The organism is Paenibacillus sp. GYB006 (assembly GCF_036577645.1).
Lineage (GTDB): Bacteria > Bacillota > Bacilli > Paenibacillales > Paenibacillaceae > Paenibacillus.
Genome location: NZ_JARBDA010000010.1, coordinates 110,146 through 129,834, shown reverse-complemented (window position 1 = coordinate 129,834; position 19,689 = coordinate 110,146). Strand labels below are relative to the sequence as shown.

The 19,689-nt window shown below is 44.3% G+C and carries 18 protein-coding genes; 5 read left to right on the top strand and 13 right to left on the bottom strand.

All coding sequences use genetic code 11. From position 1 onward, the window contains the following. Positions 1-283: 283 nt before the first annotated feature. On the bottom strand, positions 284-589 hold the full coding sequence (locus PV403_RS19135; protein ID WP_332085648.1) for a WXG100 family type VII secretion target: 306 nt from the start codon (positions 587-589) through the stop codon (positions 284-286). A gap of 15 nt (positions 590-604) precedes the next feature. Next, complete coding sequence (locus tag PV403_RS19130) at positions 605-1,960, bottom strand: lipase family protein (RefSeq protein ID WP_332085647.1); 1,356 nt, start codon at positions 1,958-1,960, stop codon at positions 605-607. Between the two features lie 156 nt (positions 1,961-2,116). Here PV403_RS19130 and PV403_RS19125 point away from each other — a divergent pair, with 156 nt between their 5' ends. Then, complete coding sequence (locus PV403_RS19125) at positions 2,117-2,365, top strand: hypothetical protein (protein ID WP_213533019.1); 249 nt, start codon at positions 2,117-2,119, stop codon at positions 2,363-2,365. An 801-nt stretch (positions 2,366-3,166) separates the two neighbouring features. Next, entirely contained in the window at positions 3,167-4,189 is a 1,023-nt protein-coding gene (locus PV403_RS19120) for an LLM class flavin-dependent oxidoreductase (RefSeq protein WP_213533020.1), read from the top strand. 100 nt (positions 4,190-4,289) lie between these two features. Here the strand turns inward: PV403_RS19120 and sdaAA are convergent, their stop codons facing one another. From sdaAA to PV403_RS19105, 3 genes are all read right to left on the bottom strand, one after another. Beyond that, complete coding sequence (gene sdaAA, locus PV403_RS19115) at positions 4,290-5,207, bottom strand: L-serine ammonia-lyase, iron-sulfur-dependent, subunit alpha (protein ID WP_213533021.1); 918 nt, start codon at positions 5,205-5,207, stop codon at positions 4,290-4,292. A 2-nt stretch (positions 5,208-5,209) separates the two neighbouring features. Further along, positions 5,210-5,887, bottom strand: coding sequence for an L-serine ammonia-lyase, iron-sulfur-dependent subunit beta (sdaAB, locus tag PV403_RS19110; RefSeq protein WP_213533022.1), 678 nt, complete (start codon positions 5,885-5,887; stop codon positions 5,210-5,212). 288 nt (positions 5,888-6,175) lie between these two features. Continuing rightward, complete coding sequence (locus PV403_RS19105; RefSeq protein ID WP_213533023.1) at positions 6,176-7,426, bottom strand: MFS transporter; 1,251 nt, start codon at positions 7,424-7,426, stop codon at positions 6,176-6,178. A gap of 190 nt (positions 7,427-7,616) precedes the next feature. Here PV403_RS19105 and PV403_RS19100 point away from each other — a divergent pair, with 190 nt between their 5' ends. After that, positions 7,617-7,949: a KGG domain-containing protein gene (locus PV403_RS19100; protein ID WP_213533024.1), complete on the top strand. Its 333-nt coding sequence runs from the start codon at positions 7,617-7,619 to the stop codon at positions 7,947-7,949. A gap of 123 nt (positions 7,950-8,072) precedes the next feature. Here PV403_RS19100 and pstB read toward each other — a convergent pair whose 3' ends face one another. The 4 genes from pstB to PV403_RS19080 all read right to left on the bottom strand — a co-directional run bounded on the left by pstB (position 8,073) and on the right by PV403_RS19080 (position 11,722). Beyond that, positions 8,073-8,831, bottom strand: a complete 759-nt coding sequence (gene pstB, locus PV403_RS19095; protein ID WP_213533025.1) for a phosphate ABC transporter ATP-binding protein PstB — start codon at positions 8,829-8,831, stop codon at positions 8,073-8,075. Between the two features lie 32 nt (positions 8,832-8,863). Further along, positions 8,864-9,760, bottom strand: coding sequence for a phosphate ABC transporter permease PstA (gene pstA, locus PV403_RS19090; protein ID WP_191800333.1), 897 nt, complete (start codon positions 9,758-9,760; stop codon positions 8,864-8,866). Continuing rightward, positions 9,760-10,680, bottom strand: coding sequence for a phosphate ABC transporter permease subunit PstC (gene pstC / locus PV403_RS19085; protein ID WP_191799990.1), 921 nt, complete (start codon positions 10,678-10,680; stop codon positions 9,760-9,762). The genes pstA and pstC overlap by 1 nt, the downstream gene beginning before the upstream one ends. Before the next feature lie 133 nt (positions 10,681-10,813). Then, positions 10,814-11,722, bottom strand: a complete 909-nt coding sequence (locus PV403_RS19080) for a phosphate ABC transporter substrate-binding protein PstS family protein (protein ID WP_213533034.1) — start codon at positions 11,720-11,722, stop codon at positions 10,814-10,816. Between the two features lie 271 nt (positions 11,723-11,993). Here PV403_RS19080 and PV403_RS19075 point away from each other — a divergent pair, with 271 nt between their 5' ends. After that, positions 11,994-12,878, top strand: coding sequence for a LysR family transcriptional regulator (locus tag PV403_RS19075; RefSeq protein WP_213533036.1), 885 nt, complete (start codon positions 11,994-11,996; stop codon positions 12,876-12,878). 75 nt (positions 12,879-12,953) lie between these two features. After that, positions 12,954-13,844: a hypothetical protein gene (locus tag PV403_RS19070; RefSeq protein ID WP_213533038.1), complete on the top strand. Its 891-nt coding sequence runs from the start codon at positions 12,954-12,956 to the stop codon at positions 13,842-13,844. Between the two features lie 46 nt (positions 13,845-13,890). Here PV403_RS19070 and PV403_RS19065 read toward each other — a convergent pair whose 3' ends face one another. The 4 genes from PV403_RS19065 to PV403_RS19050 form a co-directional block, all read right to left on the bottom strand. Beyond that, a complete protein-coding gene (locus PV403_RS19065) occupies positions 13,891-15,597 on the bottom strand; it encodes an alpha-amylase family glycosyl hydrolase (protein ID WP_332085646.1) in 1,707 nt (568 codons plus the stop codon). Further along, positions 15,594-16,436, bottom strand: a complete 843-nt coding sequence (locus tag PV403_RS19060) for a sugar ABC transporter permease (protein ID WP_213533040.1) — start codon at positions 16,434-16,436, stop codon at positions 15,594-15,596. Before PV403_RS19060 ends, PV403_RS19065 begins: the two co-directional genes overlap by 4 nt. Then, positions 16,433-17,773 carry a carbohydrate ABC transporter permease gene (locus tag PV403_RS19055; RefSeq protein WP_213533221.1) on the bottom strand — a complete coding sequence of 447 codons (1,341 nt, stop codon included), beginning with the start codon at positions 17,771-17,773 and terminating at the stop codon, positions 16,433-16,435. The genes PV403_RS19060 and PV403_RS19055 overlap by 4 nt, the downstream gene beginning before the upstream one ends. 159 nt (positions 17,774-17,932) lie before the next feature. Further along, complete coding sequence (locus PV403_RS19050) at positions 17,933-19,237, bottom strand: sugar ABC transporter substrate-binding protein (RefSeq protein WP_213533042.1); 1,305 nt, start codon at positions 19,235-19,237, stop codon at positions 17,933-17,935. Between the last annotated feature and the right edge of the window lie 452 nt (positions 19,238-19,689).

Sequence of the window (19,689 nt, the reverse complement as noted above, 5' to 3'; positions counted from 1 at the left end):
AATTCTCGAACACTTATGGTGCCTATTGATATATGGGCACCTGTTCTTATATTAGCTCTCTGTTAATGAGATAAACATTCAATCTAGATATGAATTTAATTCTAGTGGTTGTTAAACTATTCTGCCCGTTAGCTTAATCAAATAACTGTAAGCTCCAGTTAGATATTTATCTAATCGATAATCGGAATATGTTCTTGTCCCCCGACAAGACAACAGTTCAATTATATTCGGAGAGTATGTACACTTTAATTTGACATGATGCTCTTTTGACTCTTCCGACCCTTTATTGTGTCATGCTGTGGCTCCTGCGATCCCTGCCTTCTTCGCGATCGGCCTCTTCCATCTTACGGATATATCGCTTCAATTCCTCTTTGTGTGCCTCCAACTCCATCAGACGGGCGGATGCCCCATCAAGAAATGAATGCATTTTAAACCCCAATGTGGTGGCAGCATTACCGGCCCAATCTTGCTGCAAGCGGCCATGAATGGAACGCATTTTCTGCTCCTGTTGCCTCAAGCGCTCCTGCAACTGCTCGCATTGGGCAACAGCTCTTTGCAGATCCGACAAGGATACGGATATTCTCCCCATGTTGCCTTCCTCCTATCATTTGAACTCGTCTGCTAGCACGAAATCCTCACGTTTGCGTTCGATGTATTCGGCGATATCGCCAATCGATTCCTGGTACCAGCGGTTGATCCGCTGAAGCGTTGCCGTCGCGTTATATGCAATCGGCGTGAACGATTGACTCTCACTGGTTGAGATATGCGTCTGGAACATCTGAATGGAAGCCTGCGCATCGCTCGAAAATCCGCTCAGGCTAAACCGCATCTCCCTTGCTGCTTGCGCCAGCTCTTCCGGTGTTAATTGAATCTTGCCTCCACCTGCATGTGCGTTGTCCGCAACTGCGACCAATGATGCTACAGCACCGCTGACAATGCTCGGTAAGGATGCGAGTGCTTCTTGATGAGCCGTCCAGCGCGGTGATATGCCGATCTCTTCGCCTGTTGCCCGATTAATGAGTGGCCCGACAAGATTTCCATTTTTGTCGAACCGATATTGATTCATCGAATGGTATCCTTTGCCCTCATCTTTGGAGAAGGAATCGAAAAAACGATAGATATTGCCTACCTGAAGCTTGTCCAGATCGATATTAATCGGAAAGTCATATAATACAAGCGGCGCGTTTGCTCCTAAAGAGCGAATAGGAACCGTCAGTTGATATTGAAACTTCCAGTTCTGATACATGGCATTGGCCGAATCGAAATCCTGACCTCTGTAAAAGGTGCTCCCAACGTGCCTGTCATACTCGACAATTCCGCCCGCCCCGACAGAATCGTTGGGATCAACGACATTCACCACTTTACCATCGTAATATCCCTCATTCACTTTGGCCCAACTCACGTCATCCAGCAGGTTGGTCACGCTCGGTGCGCTGTAAGTCATGGCCGACAGATCCTGACGTGCTGCCACGTATTGCGCCAATCCGCCACCGAGTGAATGCCCCGTCAACGAAATGCTCGCATCAGGATACGTCTGGCTCACTTTCTCGTAGAGCACTTCCGCTTGGTGAAACTGGTTGTTCTCCCATTCGATGTCGTCCTTGATCGCTTCGATAAAGCTTTTTTTGAATATGTTGTGATGGTCCGGGTCCGTGACCGCATCCTCCAGTCGGCGTGTTCGGCCGCCAAGAACGTCGAACACGTCAGTCTCGTAATCGACTACGATATCAAGCCAGTTTCCATCCGGTTCAGTTCCGCGGTAACCAATGACGATCTGGTCGGTTTGTTCATTTTGAAGCACCAAGGCATCGAAACCTGAAACTTTGTTATGTAACTCGGCACCGTCAGGCTCGACAACTTTCCAAGGTTCCAATTCCGGGAGAACAAATCCCTCCGGAACGTCTTGATATGCAAGCTTGGAAAACTTCATGTACGTCTCATCTGAAATGTAGGTTTTCAAAAAAAATTCTACCTCCTATATTTACTCTTAAATTTAAAATATAGTAATATACCCATATCATGATAGATATAAGGAGTGGACACTATACTAAAAAGTAAGTCTCTGATCATATTTATTTTTGTTTGTTTTGTCCTAATTATGGGAGGTTGTAGCTCCATGTCTAATTCTCGCGAAGATGCTCAAGCTGTTAACAAAGCTATGGAAGCAGGAAAAATGTACTTTAAAGAAAAATACGATCTCAACGTTGAATTTACGCGCCACAAGTTTAATCCTCCCGATCTCGGGACGGACGTGGGGCTCTATGGACATTTGACAGAAGATACGGATACAGAAGTGTTTCTCCTTATTAACTATAAGACATTTGAAGTCGTCACTGTTGGCGTTCCCGAAGAGCTAATTCAATAATAGAAATAAGGTTGCTGAGCCTCTTTCTGAGGCTCTTTTCTTATATTAGCCAAAGAAAATCGATTTCTACGGCACACCGTTAGATATCGTACGTTATTTTCCGTAATCAGGACCTACACGCCAAGTAACCTCCTTCTTTTTTCCAAATAAGTAGAATTCATTATAGACCATCTATTCCTGCCAAGTATTTAAACATCCAAAAACAGGAATATAGTCACCCTATCCACCCTAAGTGAACAGTGACTCATTGAACGGATATAGGCTGTTGTTACCAGAAGAGCAAAAGTTGAATTTTCATGAATATACCGGAGTGGGATTGGCATAACGAACATGAGACGTCTTATTTGGCCTGTTTGCGTGTTGCGATTATCTCTATAGAATCTGAGACACGTTATTCATGCAAAATACGCCCCACATCTCATCAAACCATATTCAATGTACTCTTAAACTATTAAATGGCCCGTAGGCTTGATCGTATGGCTATCCATCATTGTGCCACAACCTTCTAGTATTAGAGGCTTTAGATAAAGTAGGAATTTTGGATATAGCTTTACCCATGTAGATCAGCTTTCTGGAAGACACTAGCATCTGGTTTCCAGATTGACCATCTGAGGAGCTACATCTAAATTAATTTATTGACCGTTAACCACAATTTTAATATCCCCTCCACTTTACTTACTTTCTTTCACATATACATATATATATCTAGATTTTATGTTATAATAGTCAGATTACGATTTACATATTCACAAATGACTTATATATAGGAAGAAACAATCCTAGCGTACAGGAGGTACACACATGAATACCGAATCACAAACACAAGGCAAATCGTTAAAAGATATTCCTTTCTCTATCCTGGACTTAGCCACGGTTACGGAAGGCTCTAACATCCAGACGGCACTGCAAAATTCCCTGGATATTGCAAAACTAGCCGATGAATTGGGATATAACCGATTCTGGCTAGCAGAGCATCACAACATGCCGGGGATCGCAAGTTCAGCTACTTCGGTTGTCATCGGCCATATCGCTGGCGGAACCAAACGAATTCGCGTCGGCTCCGGAGGCGTAATGCTCCCTAACCATGCTCCACTTGTGATTGCCGAACAGTTCGGTACACTCGAATCTCTATTTCCTGGACGGATTGATCTTGGACTTGGCCGCGCACCCGGCTCTGATCAGCTGACCTCCCGCGCCTTGCGCCGAGGACCTGGCAGTGACGGACAAGATTTTCCGCAGCGTCTTGAAGAACTGCAGAATTACTTCCATCCGACATCCAGTTCGTCTATGCAAGTTCATGCCTATCCTGGACGTGACTTAGATATTCCAATTTGGCTGCTTGGTTCGAGTGGTTTCAGTGCAGAACTTGCCGGACGAAAAGGTCTCCCTTTCTCTTTTGCGAGCCATTTCGCTCCAGATTACTTACTGCCTGCGCTTGATATTTACCGGTCAAGCTTCAGACCATCTGAAGTGCTGGACAAGCCTTATGCTATGGTTGCTCTAAACGCTTTTGTTGCTGATACGGATGAAGAGGCTCATTACTTATCCACTTCACATAAGAGACAATTCCTAAATATGATCCGGGGACGTTTTGGACTCATGCAGCCGCCGGTGGAAGAACTTGATTGGAACATGCAAGAGAAAGCGATCGTCCAAAACCAGCTCAGCTATTCGGTGATTGGCAGTCAAGACAGTGTTCGGGAACAGCTCGAACGTTTCCTTGCTCAAACGGGTGCAGACGAGTTCATGATGACTACACCAATCTATGATCATCAGGCGAGACTCCACTCGATCAAATTGCTTGGAGAACTGATGAACAAATAATCTTCTTTGCGATTAGAATCAAAACAATTCTATATATAGAAAGCCGGAAGGCGAAACTTTCATCGTTTCGTCTTCCTGCTTTTTTCGTTACCCCTAGTTATTATTTTTCTTTGTCACTATCTTTTGTGTCTTGCGTGGTTTTCTTGGGCTTAGCTAAATTTTCAGTAATCCTCCGTCCTGTCGGCGTTTGAGCAAGACCACCTTGCGCTGTTTCCCGGTGGCGACTTGGCATCGCACTGCCCACCTCCAGCATCACATCGATCACTTCATCAGAAGGTATCGCACTTCTTACACCTGCCAGTGCCATATCTGCCGCCGCCAGTGCAGTTACCGCACCTAAGCCATTACGAACAATACATGGAATCTCAACAAGTCCTGCTACCGGATCACAGATCAGCCCCAATGTATTTTTCAATGCAATCCCTACTGCATGAACAACCTGCTCAGGAGTTCCTCCGCGCAGCTCAACCATCGCACCGGCTGCCATTCCGATAGCCGAACCCACTTCAGCCTGGCAACCTCCTTCTGCGCCTGAAATAAAGGAGTTATTCGCGATCACATATCCAATCGCACCGGCACAAAACAGTCCATTCACCATATGCTCATCGCTCCAGCCAAACCGTTCCTGTGCACTAAGAAACACACCTGGAATAATTCCAGCCGAGCCGGCTGTAGGAGTCGCAACAATTCGCCCCATGGATGCATTCACTTCAGATACGCCGAGTGCATATGCCATGGCAAGAGCGGAAGCATCTCCTGAACAACTTTGATTATTTTGCAAATAGTCTCGAACACGCTGACCATCTCCGCCAGTGAGACCACTGCGGGAAGTTGTATCTTCCGTCATTCCTTTATGAACGGCTTGTTTCATAATCTCGTAATAATCAGTCATTTGTTGAACCACTTCCGTCTCAGAAGTGCCTGTTTCCTTCACTTGCTCTTCAATCATTAAGGTACCAAGTGTCTTGTTTTCTTCGGTACAAATGGCATGAAGTTCTCTTAGATGTTTAAAACGCATCCTTACATTAGCCCCTTTTTCAAATCGATTACTTTACAATCCAGCACATTTGGAAGCTGAATAAGTTTCGTCAGTACCTCAGGACAAGGAACGGTATCCAGCTCCATCGCAGTTAATGCTTCGCCCTCTCTTGCTTTTCGGTCTACCTGCATAAAGCCAATGTTAACTCCCGACTCACTGATGATGGAAGTAACCGAAGCAATGACCCCTGCTTTATCGAGATGGCGAAGGACCAGCGCGGGGAAATCCCCCGTCAGTTGAACTCGGAAATCATTTAAATGAGATACGACTACGCTGCCGCCTCCAATCGAAGCTCCCATCATGGAACAGATCTGGTCGTTTACCTTTAATTCAAATTTCACTGTATTGGGATGGGCAGCAGGAAGTCCGCTGGTCACAATCTCGTACTGCATGCCAAGCTTCTCGGCCCATTCTTCTGCATCAGGGATACGGGGATCATCGGTAGCCATATCCATTAGACCGCTTAGAAGAGCTAGATCGGTACCATGACCTTGATATGTATCCGCAAAAGAACCATATAACGTCATTTTTGCTTCGACTGGCTGTTCCCCAAGCCACTGCCGAGCAATTCGTCCAAGCTTAACCGCTCCTGCTGTATGGGAACTCGATGGTCCCGTCATTGCGGGTCCGATGATAGAAAAAACGTCTTTAAATCTCATGTTGTACTCCCCCATGTGCATGTATTACACGTGAAGACCATAGGAACGAATGACCTGCAATCTCCCGCAAAAAAGGACAGAAGAAGGGCATATCACTCTTCTCTGTCCTTGGTATTTGAATGTTTCGCCACTTACCAATATAGCAATACTCAGATTAATTGAAACAAGTTGGCGGTGTCAATAAGAACTCTAACATCCATCAAACGAAGGGATCCATCTAAGTAATTATCCGTCTAATTCTTACTTATTTCCCCTACTGTTCCCGCTGCGTACCCGTTCTATGCGGCATCAACTTGAATGGTTCACATTCACTTTTTCTTCGTAATATGAGGTTGCTGATTTCTTCAGGCTTGCTGCCCATAACACGAGAGAAAGAAAGGTAAGCACAACCGAGATGGACAAATAGACAAGCCTAAGCGAAAACATTTCAGCAACAACGCCAAAAATAATAATAGCTGTAATCTGCAGTAAGCTAATCAGGATTCCAAACACACTTGTGATTCTGCCCATCAGCTCAGCAGGTACATTATTTTGATAAAATGTAATCATCCCGGTATTAGCAAAAGAAGAAAAGAAACCAAGCAGAACAAAACCCAGGGTGGCTGCCGTGAAAGAATCAGATACCGAGAAAATCAAATATCCCAGTGATACAAGAATCATCCCGCCCCCCATCATATGCTTCAGCGGCAGCCATTTTACCAGCAAAGAATTGACAAAAGCTCCTGCCATACTGCCTGCCCCTGTTAAACTGATGATCAAACCATATTCCAACTCAGATAAATCCAATACTTGGAGGATAAACACAACTTCCTGAGAATCCAAAGCCATCCCGATCAGCAAAATCAAATGATAAAAGCTATATATAAACATTACATAAAATGCGATACGACTGAACTTAATCACCTCTGCCCAGTCATTCACAACCATCCGTATCGTTAAGCTTCTACTGCCAGTAGAATCCGTCTTCTTCACCTCAAGTTTAGGTAGAAACAGAAGAATCACAGTCGAGATTAAAAACGAAGCTGCATTCAAATAGATAGCCATATCAGGTGTTGTATACATAAGCATAACTCCCATTATGGCAGGCCCAACTAAAAAAGCACCAGAAGAGGTTAACCCTTGAAAAGCATTAAACTGCTTCCGGTCTTCTTCCGGTATTAGTCTAACAATGTAGACCTGTGAAGCAGGATGAAAAATAGAGGAAGCCATGCTGACAAGCAGTAAGCAGCTATATATCATCCATAGATCAGATAATAAAGGCAGCAAGGCTACAAGCACTGCCCGAATGACATTTGTGAGTATCATAAGTTGTCTTTGGTCATAGCGGTCAACAATACTTCCAGACCAAAACTTTGTAAGTATGGATGCAAGCGGAGCAATAATCCACAGTCCAGCAACCGCGGCAGGAGAACTGGTCATATTTAGAATGAGAAGATTGATTGCAATCAGATAGATAAAATCCCCGACTCGGGAGATCCCAATACTGCCAAGCAGCAACCCTCTTCCCCACAAGTGGTAATACCGTTTATGTAACATCATGAATGCCTCTTTCCGTTGTTTCTATGAATAATCATTTCTAAATATAACAGATTATACCATTTTGTGAAATGGAGGGAGAGGCAGCGCGGAGAAAGAGTACTAACTTCTTTCAAATGTTTTAATCCTGAAGAGGGGGTTAAATATAGGATGTAACACACTACAATACAAAATCAGATAGGAGAGATTAATGATGACACAAAACAACAAAAACGAAAAAATGAGCCGTGAAGAAGCAGGACGTATGGGTGGAGAAGCTACTTCTAAAAACCATGACAAGGAATTCTACCAAGAGATTGGTGAAAAAGGCGGAGAAGCGACTTCCAAAAACCATGACAAAGAATTCTACCAAGAGATTGGTGAAAAAGGCGGAGAAGCTACTGCTAAAAACCATGACAAAGAGTTCTACCAAGAGATTGGCAGCAAAGGCGGGCAATCTCGCGGAAACAACGATGGTAATAACGGTAAAATGAGCCGTGAAGAAGCAGGCCGCAAAGGCGGACAAGCTAGAGCTCGAAAGAACTAAGCACGAATGAACAATGATCATATAGATGATATGGCAACAAGGCCAAGGTCACCTATTCCAGGTAACCTTGGCCTTGCCATGTCTTCATATCCCTTTGAAATTGTTAGCTACTAAAATCTATTTTTAACCGAAACGTCCCATAATATATTCTTGAGTAGACTGGTTCGCCGGATTTGAGAAAATCTTTTCTGTGACATCACGTTCAATCAGATTCCCCATGTAGAAGTACGAGGTATAATCTGAAATCCGTGCTGCCTGCTGCATGTTATGAGTCACGATGACGATACGTAATTCTTTTTTAAGTTCTGTAATGAGTTCCTCGATCTTCCCTGTTGATACCGGATCGAGTGCAGAAGCAGGCTCATCGAGCAGAAGAATTTGCGGCTCAACGGATAATGCACGAGCAATACATAGACGTTGCTGCTGTCCACCAGATAGTGCCAGGGCTGAATCTTTAAGCCGATCTTTTACCTCATCCCATAGCGCTGCACGGCGCAGACTTTTCTCCACAATCTCATCGAGTTGCTTCTTATTCTTTACTCCACGATACTTGGGTCCGAACGCGATATTATTATAGATCGATTTGTGAAAAGGATTCGGCTTCTGCCACACCATTCCGATTTGTTGGCGTAGTTTGATTACGTCAGTCCCCGGTGCATTCAGATCTTTTCCGTTCATCCATATATGACCTGTAACTCTAGCACCCGCAATCTCATCATTCATGCGATTTAATGAACGAAGAAAGGTGGATTTTCCGCATCCCGAAGGACCAATCAGTGCCGTTACCGTATTCTCAGGAAACTCCATACTGATTTTTTTTACCGCTTCTTTTTCCCCGTAAAAAACACTTAGATCCTCTGTACTAAATGGTTGTTGTGCCATTACAGCTGTACCTCCCTATATACAAAAAACAATTAGTTCATGCGTTTCGCAGCAGTCATCCGGCGATATACAAATCGTCCAAGCCAGCGAGCGAATAAGTTAAATAGCAGAACCATAATCACGAGAACAGCAGAAGCACCCGCTGCGATCTCAGCAGCATCCGGTTTAAGCTGCTCACTATTTACCTTCCAGATGTGTACGGCAAGTGTCTCTGCAGGGCGCATCGGATTCAGCGGAGATCTCTCACTGAACGGATTCCAATTCGTAAAGTCGAGCGGCGGACTACTCATTCCTGCAGTAAACATCAGAGCAGCTGCTTCACCAAAAATCCGGCCCGCTGCAAGAATCGTTCCTGTAATCATCGCTGGCAAAGCTACAGGAAGCAGGATGGAAGTGATAATCTTCCACTTCGATAAACCAAGAGCAAGTCCAGCCTCTTTTTGTGCTTTAGGAACGGAACGGAAAGCTTGCTCGGTTGTCCGAACCATAAGCGGCAGATTGAATACGGCAAGTGCAAGTGCACCGGACAGCAAAGAAAATCCAAAACCAAACGTATTTACGAGAACCAGCAAACCGAAAAGACCGATAACGATGGACGGAAAGGAGGATAATACCTCAACGACCAAGCGAATCATGTTTGTAATTCTACCTGGTTTCGCATATTCAGCCATATAAATTCCGGCTCCCCATCCAAGCGGGATCGTAATAATCAGGGTAAGGATGAGAAGGTATATAGAGTTAAATAGCTGTGGTCCAATCCCGCCACCTGCCCGCAAATTTTGTGGTTTGCTAGTTAGGAAATCCCAACTGATATGTCCAATTCCGCGGAAAATAATAAATCCAAGAAGACCTACCAGGATGGCCACAATCGCAAGTGCAAAGGTAACGATAACCCCAGTAGCAATTCGATCGACTGTTTTTGGCTTCATCATACCCGATTTCTCCTTTCAAGCAAGCGAACAAGTAATACAAAGATAAAGGTCATAAGAAGAAGCACAAGTGCCATACTCCATAGCGCATTATTATGAACAGAACCTGAAGCTGTATTCCCCATGCTAAGTGTAATTACACTTGTGAGTGTTGATGCAGATTCCAAAAGTGAATTTGGAACGTGCGGTGCGTTACCAATAACCATCTGTACCGCAAGTGCTTCACCGAAGGCACGTGCCATTCCGAGAACAACCCCTGTTAAGAGCGCAGGCAGTACCGTAGGTATAACTACACCTGTTATGGTTTGCCAGCGAGTTGCACCCAGTGCATAGGAAGATTCTCTAAGACCACCAGGCAGAGAAGTAATGGCATCTGCCATAATACTTGTAATCGTGGGAAGAATCATGACAGATAACACAAGACAGCCTGCTAAAATACCGACCCCAGTACCTCCAAAGATCGAACGGATCAGTGGAACAATGACGGTAAGTCCAACAAATCCATAAACAACAGAAGGAATACCAGACAAGAGTTCAATGGCTGGCTGCAGGATTCGCTTTCCTTTACCTGGTACAATCTCAGTCATGAATAAAGCGGCACATAATGCTAAAGGACTTGCAATCAGTGCAGCAAGAATTGTTACTGTAAAGGAACCTACGATAAACGGAAGTGCGCCATAGGCAGGTTCATCCCCTGTTGGATTCCAAGTTCCGGATGTAAAGAACTCTAATGGACTCACTCCATCTTTCATAAAAGTAGTTAAGCCTTTGGAAGCAACAAAAAAGACAATCGATATAATAACTACAATAAGAAAGACTACACAGATGGACGTATATATTTTACCGATCCAATCTTCATAATAATGCTTTTCCCGTTTCGGGCGAGGTTTGTGCGCATGATCCGTGTTCGCTACACTCATCAAGAACCATCCTTTTTAAATCATTTTAGTATAATTCTGTATCTCATCTAAAAACCGAACGAAAGAGGTCGAGCAACAATTCAGCCCGCCTCTTATCGATCTATATCTCATTCTTTGAAAATTGTACTTTATCTTATTTCTCGGTAATATTACCTTCCGCGTCACGCACAACTTGCATATCGCTAACAGGGATGTAACCCAAGTCTACGACATACGTTTTTTGAATGTCATCAGACAGCATGTAGTCAAGGAAAGCTTTTACCACTTCATTTGGCTCGCCATTTGTATACATATGTTCATAAGCCCATACCGCATATTCACCTGTTTGAATGTTCTCCACGGTAGCTTCTACCCCATTGTATTTAATAGCCGCAATGCTATCATCAAGGTAAGACAGAGCTAGGTAGCCGATAGCACCTGGTGTTTCCGTAATGATTTTTTTAACGGTACCTGAGGAATCTTCTTGAATCGATCCTTGTAATTCAGGAGCACTTTGACCTAGAGCATACTTTTCAAAAGTAGCACGAGTTCCGGAACTTGCTGGACGGTTAACGATAACAATTTTTTGATCTGCTCCGCCAACTTCCTTCCAGTTCGTGATTTTACCAGTGAAGATATCAACCAATTGTTGTTGAGTCAGGTCATCAACACCTACATTTTTATTCGCTACAACAGACATCCCTACAACAGCGACTTGATGGTCAACCAAATTTTTCGCTTGTTCAGCATCTAATTTTTCTTCTGCGAATACATCGGAGTTACCGATATCGGCTTGTTTGTCAGCAACTTGAGTAAGTCCTGTTCCACTACCGCCGCCTTGTACTTGTACGGTAATCTCTTCATTTCCTTCCACTGCCATAAAATCTTGTCCCGCTTGATCAACCAACGGTTGAAGTGCTGAAGATCCAACAGCAAGAATTGATCCGCTTAATTTATTATCTGTAGAACCAGCCGTATCTGAGCCCGAACCGCAAGCGGCTAGTACGACAGTCATTGCAAGTGTTGTCATAAGTAAAGGAAATTTTTTCGCTTTCTTGAACATGTTAGGTTGTCCTCCCCCAAATTGTGTGTGGTGTTTATTTGTTTACCACGTTTGACTATGTGTTTATTGTAAATCCAGTGCATCAATATAAAATTTATGTTTTGTAAACGTGCTATTAAATATGTATATATTTTTTCTATGACTTGATATAATTAATCTATAACAGGAAAATTGAATAGAAGTATTTGTACTAGAGGTTGTCCTCTTTGATCGTTTCCTATCCTCTATATATCGTTTGTAAAATGAATGAACAGAAGTGAGGTCCCCCCCAATGAATATGAATGTAATCAAATTTCAAATCCTCGTTCTCATTGATCGTTACAATAAAGTAACGGATGTCGCTAGAGAACTTCAAATGAAGCAGCCAACGGTTTCTTTCCATATGAAAAGCTTAGAGAAAGACATGGGCGTCCCCATATACAGCGCTCAGCAAGGAAGAATGATGTTAACCGATGCAGGAAGGGCTATCCTCCCTCATGCCAAACAAATTCTTGCGCTTACCGATACCGTTAAACGAACAGTTCAGCAATTCAGTTCGCTTGGACAAGGGGATGTTCTAATCCATGCCGATTCACTTGCAGCTGAAAATGTTTTGCCTGAGTTGATGAGTCGTTTCGCATCAGAATATCCAGGAATTACGGTGAGAAACAGCTTAATCGGAGATTCGTCTGGAGAAGGAAATGCAGAGGATTCTTTTTTACTGGCACGTACCGAAAAACAGCCCCTCCCTCAGGAACCGGAATCGAGTGATTATGTATTATTGCAGCAAGATCAGCTCGTGCTTGTATCAGCAAAGGATCATCCTCTGTTAATGAGCGATTCTGTTAAACCCAGTGATCTCTCTCAAATCTTATTCGTTGACTATGAAAGCCAAGGATTACTTGGCAAATATACAGAACAATTTACAGAACAAACCAATATTCATTTATGGAAAAGGGTATCTGCGGCTACACCGCAAGCAGCGCTGAGGACCGTTTCTTTAGGGAATGCGTTTACCTTTTTACCTGCGAGTATGCTCTCCTCTACCTCAGCCAACATCATCTCGATGCCCATTCCGGGTCTGGAAGAACAAGATACTAGACTCTGCACGTATTTATATAGAAGAAAAGATCTTTCGCCGGCTGCTTCTGCATTTTGGAACTTCATTACACCCTGATGCACCCATCCCATTCGCAGTTCATATATATGACCATAGGCTATGAACCATTATTCGGAATGGGAGTTGATTGTTTTGTCTTTTTCCACATTTCCTTCACCTACTCCACTGACACCTGGTCAGGGAGGAAGTGCTCTGCTCCAATCTTTATTAGGCTCCATAAATATCGGGAGTTTAACGGCTACACCGGGTGCAACGCAGGCCGTTCCTGCAAATCTTCTAGGGTCACTGCCTTCCCCGCCATTCCAAGCTTTGCAGCATTATCAATTGTTAACTTCTAATCCAGCGCAGGCCCAGACGCTTGTTGCACAATCTGGTCAGCAAATGGGCCCCGGCGGATCACCTTGGCAGATACCGGGTGGGGGTGGTTTTCCTGGCGGGTTCCCTGGTGGTGGACCGGGTGGTGGTCCCGGTGGTGGTCCCGGTGGCGGACCGGGCGGTGGACCAGGCGGTGGACCGGGCGGTGGTCCCGGTGGCGGACCGGGCGGTGGACCAGGCGGTGGGCCGGGCGGTGGGCCGGGCGGTGGACCAGGCGGTGGACCAGGCGGTGGGCCAGGCGGGTTCCCCGGATTTCCAGGCGGAGGCCCATTTGGCCCCTTAGGTCCGACACCAGGAATAGGCGGCCTTTTGGGTCCTGGCGGACTTTCAAATCCCGGCAGTATTCTCGGGAATATTTTGCCGGGTCTTGGTGGTCCCAGGGAGGAAGATAACGAGGTAGAACTTACCGAGTTGGACTCAGAATCTCAGCTCGCCGAATATCGAAGCGCACGATTCCCTTGGTCGCTCCCATTCTGTACAAATCGCTGGGCTGTCATCATTACAGGCCCTAACCCTTTTAACCTCACCATTCGTTTAGGCATTGTACTCTTCACTAATCCTGCGGTTACTGTGTTCCTGCAAACGCAGCCCAATCCGATCATTCAAGCGTTTCCTACATGGCAAATTTTATATATCCAGTGTTTCTAATCATCACAAAAAACCTTGCCTCCAAGACTGGAGACAAGGTTTTTTCTTACTTCAATATGACTGTACTATATGCAGGAAGGCTTACTGTACCATCCTGGAAACTGGCTTGATCATCCGACTGATGCAATAGTGCAGAGAAATGAGGCTCTTTTTCAGACAAGCTTACTTCTTTCGCTTTACTAGATAAATTATGAACAACCAGCACTTGCTCACTTGCCGTTGCTCTTATATAAGAAAGAACTTGATCATCCTCTACAGAATAGTCTTCTACAGCACCGTCTCCCAACGCTGCTGTTCCTGTTCTCCACTCAATTACATCTCGATACTGGGATAAAAGCGATGAAGGGTCTGTAAGCTGAATTTCTACATTCACAGAATCATCATCCAGATTATGTTTTGCCGTCTCCCAAGTCGTTTGTCCCTTGCTGCCGTTACTGTTTTTACTCCACAGCATAGGCTCCCTAATTTCTTCATCTGGTTTTGAGCCCTTCATCCCAATCTCTTCTCCGTAATATATGAATGGATTACCCGGCAGCGTAAGCAAGATCGCTGCGGCCATACGTGCATGATCTTTATTCCCGCTAAGCTGACTCATCACACGGTTCTGATCATGGTTGGCAAGGAAGATCGCATCCACAAATTGACCTTGTGATTTCTCGGCGAAAAGCTCATAGTTGCGGTTCCATTGAATCAAGAAACCGCCGTTTTGCTCACTGCTTACTGTGCGAATAATTTGATCGGCAAGTCCAAAGTTAAAACTGGAATCAAATGCATTTTCTAAATAAGGAGCAATAGATACCGGGGAATTCTCCCATACTTCCCCTACAATATAAGCATCTTCTTTCACTTCGTTCATCGCCGCTCTAAATTCCTGCCACCATGCTACATTTTTAGAAGTGGTTTCGGGACTGCGATCACTCTGTAAATCCTCGTAGATGTGTTTTGCTGCATCCAGACGGAATCCATCAAAACCTTGTTCAAGCCAAAACTTTCCGATCTTCTTCATCTCTTCTCGCACGGCCTCCTGATCAAAGTTCAGATCCGGCATACCGCTCCAGAAGGTTCCAAGATAATGATTTCCATTCTTCTCATGCCATGCCGGGCCGCTGCCTGCAGCACTAAGTCCAGATGGATCTATATTCAGATCTTCTGCCCATTTATACCAAGCACGTTGTGTATTGTCTAAAGATGAAGCAGATTCCACAAACCAAGGATGTTCTGTGCTCGTATGGTTAATGACCAGATCCATGATGACTTTCATCCCGCGCTTGTGTGCTTCTTCTAATAGATGCTGTAAATCTTCCATCGTTCCATACTCAGGATTAACCTCGTAGTAGTCCGTGACATCATATCCGTGATAACTTGGTGACGGGTTAATGGGCATAAGCCATATTCCTTCTACTCCGAGATCGTCACCTCCGGGTTTCCCATCATTTAAATAATCCAGCTTCTCTGTAACGCCGTTTAAATCTCCAATGCCATCGCCATCTGAGTCATAAAAAGATCGAACAAAGATTTCATAATATACCCGGCCTGGCTGTTCATCGATAACAGCGGCAGAATCAGAACCGTTAGAAGCAGGCGGATCCGCCTGCCCCTGTGTACGATCTGGTTCTTGCTGCTTCTGAGGATCGGTTCTGTCCCCATTCTCGTCTGCATCACTGCAGGCCACTGTAAGGCACAAGGAGCATATCAATATGCTAGCACCCATCCATTTTTTCCAAGCGAACTTATCCTTAAGAATAGGTATCACCCTTTCGTTGCGCCTGCTGTCAGCCCATCAACGAGGAAGCGCTGCAAGAACATATAGAGAAGTGTGATGGGTACGGCTACGAGAACGGAACCCGCAGCAAACAAAGTGAATTCCGTACTGGAATAACTGTTTACGAGTTCATAAAGTCCAACAGCAAGTGTCCAATTTTCGCGTGACCGAAGAATTAGCCTTGCAAAGATAAAGTCAACCCACGCACCGCTGAAAGTCATGAGTGAGATATACGTAATAATGGGTCTCGAGAGCGGCAGAATAATACTAACAAAGATTCGCATATGACTTGCTCCGTCGAGTAAAGCCGACTCTTCGAGCGCTCTGGGAATGGTATCAAAGAATCCTTTGGCTACGAACATTCCGAGTGCCGCACCGGATGTGTATACCAGGATCAGCGCGAGCGGCGAATCAAGCAGGTTCATCTGCAGCAACATAACGTATACGGCGATCATGCTCATAAATCCAGGGAACATACCTAGAATAAGAATGACGGACATCGCTGTTTTACGTCCCTTAAAACGGAAACGAGACATCGCATATGCCGTGAGCACTTGAATGATCGTTCCGAGTATCATACTTGTGACTGCAATCTTCAGTGTGTTTCCGTACCACTTCAAGAAAGGAATATCCTTGTCCGCCTGAGGCTTAAAGAGATCTACATAATGCTGTATAGTGAATTTTTCAGGAATAATGGTCTCACTATACAATGAGTCCCCTACCTTAAAGGAAGACATCACAATCCACAAAGCGGGATAGATACATACAATCGCTATGAGTATCAGCAAAATATAGCTGAAAGTAAGCTTAATTCTCTTTTTTCTTTTCATTGAATCATATCCTCCTCTTTAAACGAACGGCTTCTACGATAGTTGTAGATTGAGAACGAGGCAATGATTAAGAAAATAAGAATTCCGATCGCAGAGGCAAAGTTATATCTTTGATTATCCAGCGTCAGTTTGTACAGCCAAGTAACGAGCAAATCCGTACTTCCGGCAAACGCATAATCCCCATTCGCAGGAGCACCGCCTGTTAATAGGAAGATCACGTTAAAGTTATTGATATTCCCAGCAAACTGCATAATCAGAATGGGTGCGGTCTGGAACAGAACGAATGGCATCGTGATGTTGCGGAATTTTTGGAATCCAGAAGCCCCGTCTACTTCAGCAGCTTCATATAAATCTTTTGGAATGGCCGTTAATACCCCGAGCACTAGAATCATAGATACTGGAATCCCGATCCACATGTTGACGAGAATGACAGTCACCTTCGCCATAAACGGATCATTAAGCCATGGAACCTGCCCTAGCCCCAGCATACCGAGATACTGATTAATGGGCCCAAACTGGGAATTCAGAATATTTTTCATGATAAGCAAAGAGATGAATTGCGGAATTGCATAAGGAAGTATAAAGATCGTACGCCACATCGTCTTAAAGCGAATACCATGCTGCTGAATCAGGAGCGCGACGAGTATACCGCCAAAATAAGTAGTCACTGTAGCTACGACAGCCCATATAATAGTCCAGGTCAAAACACCATAGAACGTTTTACTCCAGGCTTTCAGGGTAAAGAGGCTTTTGAATGTCTCAAATCCAACCCAGTCTACCAGGTTCTTTGGCGGAATATGATCCGGCGCAGAGTAATTGGTAAAGGCCATGAGAATCATGAACATAATCGGAAGAATCGTGAAAAATAATACGCCGATCGTTGGTAGGGAAAGCAGTAGATAAGGAAAACCTTTATCAAGAAGATGCTTAGTGGTATCCCGGAAAGAAGGTACTTCTTTCCCTTCATCCCGAAGCTGACCGATTACCCGAGCATCCCGGATGTTACCAATATAGAATAATACGAACAGCACGATATAGATCAACGCAGCAAGTCCGTAAATCATCATAAAAATAGAGTGGTCCCCAGGGACGTTCTGATAGAGTCTGCCTACCTTCTCCATTCGAGAAGGGGTATCACCCAGTGTTATGAGTCCCCATAGGTTCGCTCCAAACTGTGCAATGATGAGATAAATACTAATGACCTCAGCAAGCATGAAAATGGCACCTTTCACCCACTGACGGTGATAAAATTGTCCAAGTCCCATAAACAATGCTGAAAGTATGGTCCCGTTACGGGCATGGCTAGCTCCGGCGGATTGCGGTTTGCCGGTTGACATCATGGTGGGGGATTGTCCTTTACTCATCGTATGTTCCCAGCCCTTCCTTCCGCAAAATGGTGATGAACCACCTACGGAGAAATCAAGTCCCGTCGGTGGCTTCTTTTTATCTGCTATTTGAATCAATTCAACTCATTAGAACGATAAATTTGTAACTTCTTAAGATCCGGTCTGAATGTTACTCTTCATTTGTTCTACAACGTTATCCATCACGGCTTTAGGGTCCTTACCGTTATTCCACAAGTCGGACAGAGCGGCTTCCATTGGAGACCATAACTGAGCCATTGCAGGAATAGAAGGCATCGGAATCGAGTTCTCAAATTGGGCAAGGAAGGCCGAAGCGATCTCATCGTTTTTCACAACTTCACTAGCCGCTGCTTCTGTATTCGACGGAAGTGCCCCTGTCATTTCAAAGTTTTTCATTTGGTTTTCTGTATTGGTAATAAAATCAGCAAACAGTTTTGCTGCATTAGGATACTTTGTATACGCATTTACAAAATAGCTCTTCACACCAGAGAAAGGTTTCATGGGATCGCCATTGGGAAGAGCAGGATATACCCCTACACCCAGATTCGTAACGCCTTCTTTCAGAGAACCTACATCCCAAGGACCGCTGATATTCATGGCGAGTTTACCTGAAGTAAATAAGGATTTACGAATATCCCCATTAATATCGGAGGATTTAAGTGGCATGAGCTCTTTTAGTGACTGAAGAAAGGTAGCTGCTTCTACGCCTTGTTCACTATTCAGTCCGATATCGGTTGGATCCGTACCATCATTACCGAAGACATAAGCACCGTATCCCCCGAAGAAAGGATAAGAACTATAACCGTTCCCTACATCCCACATAATGGCGAACTTATTGGCTTTTGTATCGTTAAAGGTAGCTGCAAACTCCTTAATTCCATCCCAATTGGCGGGAACTGCGTCGATCAGATCCTTATTGTAAAATACAGCCGTTGTCTCTACAGACTTCGGATATCCATATAGAATATCTTCATAAGTTAAAGCATTTACAGCGATCTCGCTGTTTCTTGCTCGAATATCTTCTTCAAACCAGTCATTCGGCATAATAACACCCGCGGTTACTCCTTGCCCTATCTGATCATGTACACCCGCAAATATGTCAGCACCAACACCAGCAGGTCCATCCGTAACCATTTGTGTCATCGCTTTATCTGCACCAAGCTCCGTGTAAGATACTTTGACTCCGTACTTTTCTTCAAAAGCAGCGGCTGCCTGTTCTACAAAACCTTTCTGATCTCCGCCGTCCCAGATCGTAAGCATGGCTCCTTCTTCCGGTGTAAGTTCTTCGACTTCAGCAGGTGGTGCTTCGTTATCCGGGGGAGTTCCTGTATCTACTGTATTGGTGGAATTACCGTTACCTCCACTACCGCATGCTGCAAGCAAAACCGTCATTGCAAGTGAGAGTGACATGAAGCTGAATTTTTTCCCTTTTTTCATTTGAAATCATCCCTTCCCCTTTTTTTGCTGCGCATACACCCTCTTTCGTCACTGTATGAACACAGCAACAAAAGACCACTGAACTTGTTCGAATCCGGCAGAGATTCTCTGTTTCTTCACTGCCTTTCAGAAATCAGAATCAACGATGTTCTCCGTTGTGCAAACGTTTGTCTTGATTCGTAAATTTCTGCTTTCATCGGCTAAGTCATCAGCGTATGTATTCTAAATTCATGTAAATATTGGTAGGTAAGCGCTTTATTATCAAATTAATCATAACCGACAAAACCATTTTGTTAAAACGTTTGCATAGATCAAATTCGTCCATATTACGCCATATTCCTGAATTAATCCATTATTTGCTTTGATTTACAATGTCTGTCGTTTATTTTCTCGGGTTTATCATTGAAATATGGATAAGACCTGATTTTTCTTGCTGAAAAACCCTAAAAATA

Coding starts and splice junctions, on each gene's coding strand:
- PV403_RS19120 (WP_213533020.1), top strand. CDS start 3,167: ATGAATACCGAATCACAAACACAAGGCAAATCGTTAAAAGATATTCCT.
- PV403_RS19100 (WP_213533024.1), top strand. CDS start 7,617: ATGACACAAAACAACAAAAACGAAAAAATGAGCCGTGAAGAAGCAGGA.
- pstC (WP_191799990.1), bottom strand. CDS start 10,680: ATGAGTGTAGCGAACACGGATCATGCGCACAAACCTCGCCCGAAACGG.
- sdaAB (WP_213533022.1), bottom strand. CDS start 5,887: ATGAGATTTAAAGACGTTTTTTCTATCATCGGACCCGCAATGACGGGA.
- sdaAA (WP_213533021.1), bottom strand. CDS start 5,207: ATGCGTTTTAAACATCTAAGAGAACTTCATGCCATTTGTACCGAAGAA.
- PV403_RS19055 (WP_213533221.1), bottom strand. CDS start 17,773: ATGTCAACCGGCAAACCGCAATCCGCCGGAGCTAGCCATGCCCGTAAC.
- PV403_RS19135 (WP_332085648.1), bottom strand. CDS start 589: ATGGGGAGAATATCCGTATCCTTGTCGGATCTGCAAAGAGCTGTTGCC.
- pstB (WP_213533025.1), bottom strand. CDS start 8,831: ATGGCACAACAACCATTTAGTACAGAGGATCTAAGTGTTTTTTACGGG.
- pstA (WP_191800333.1), bottom strand. CDS start 9,760: ATGAAGCCAAAAACAGTCGATCGAATTGCTACTGGGGTTATCGTTACC.
- PV403_RS19050 (WP_213533042.1), bottom strand. CDS start 19,237: ATGAAAAAAGGGAAAAAATTCAGCTTCATGTCACTCTCACTTGCAATG.
- PV403_RS19080 (WP_213533034.1), bottom strand. CDS start 11,722: ATGTTCAAGAAAGCGAAAAAATTTCCTTTACTTATGACAACACTTGCA.
- PV403_RS19125 (WP_213533019.1), top strand. CDS start 2,117: ATGTCTAATTCTCGCGAAGATGCTCAAGCTGTTAACAAAGCTATGGAA.
- PV403_RS19075 (WP_213533036.1), top strand. CDS start 11,994: ATGAATATGAATGTAATCAAATTTCAAATCCTCGTTCTCATTGATCGT.
- PV403_RS19060 (WP_213533040.1), bottom strand. CDS start 16,436: ATGAAAAGAAAAAAGAGAATTAAGCTTACTTTCAGCTATATTTTGCTG.
- PV403_RS19105 (WP_213533023.1), bottom strand. CDS start 7,426: ATGATGTTACATAAACGGTATTACCACTTGTGGGGAAGAGGGTTGCTG.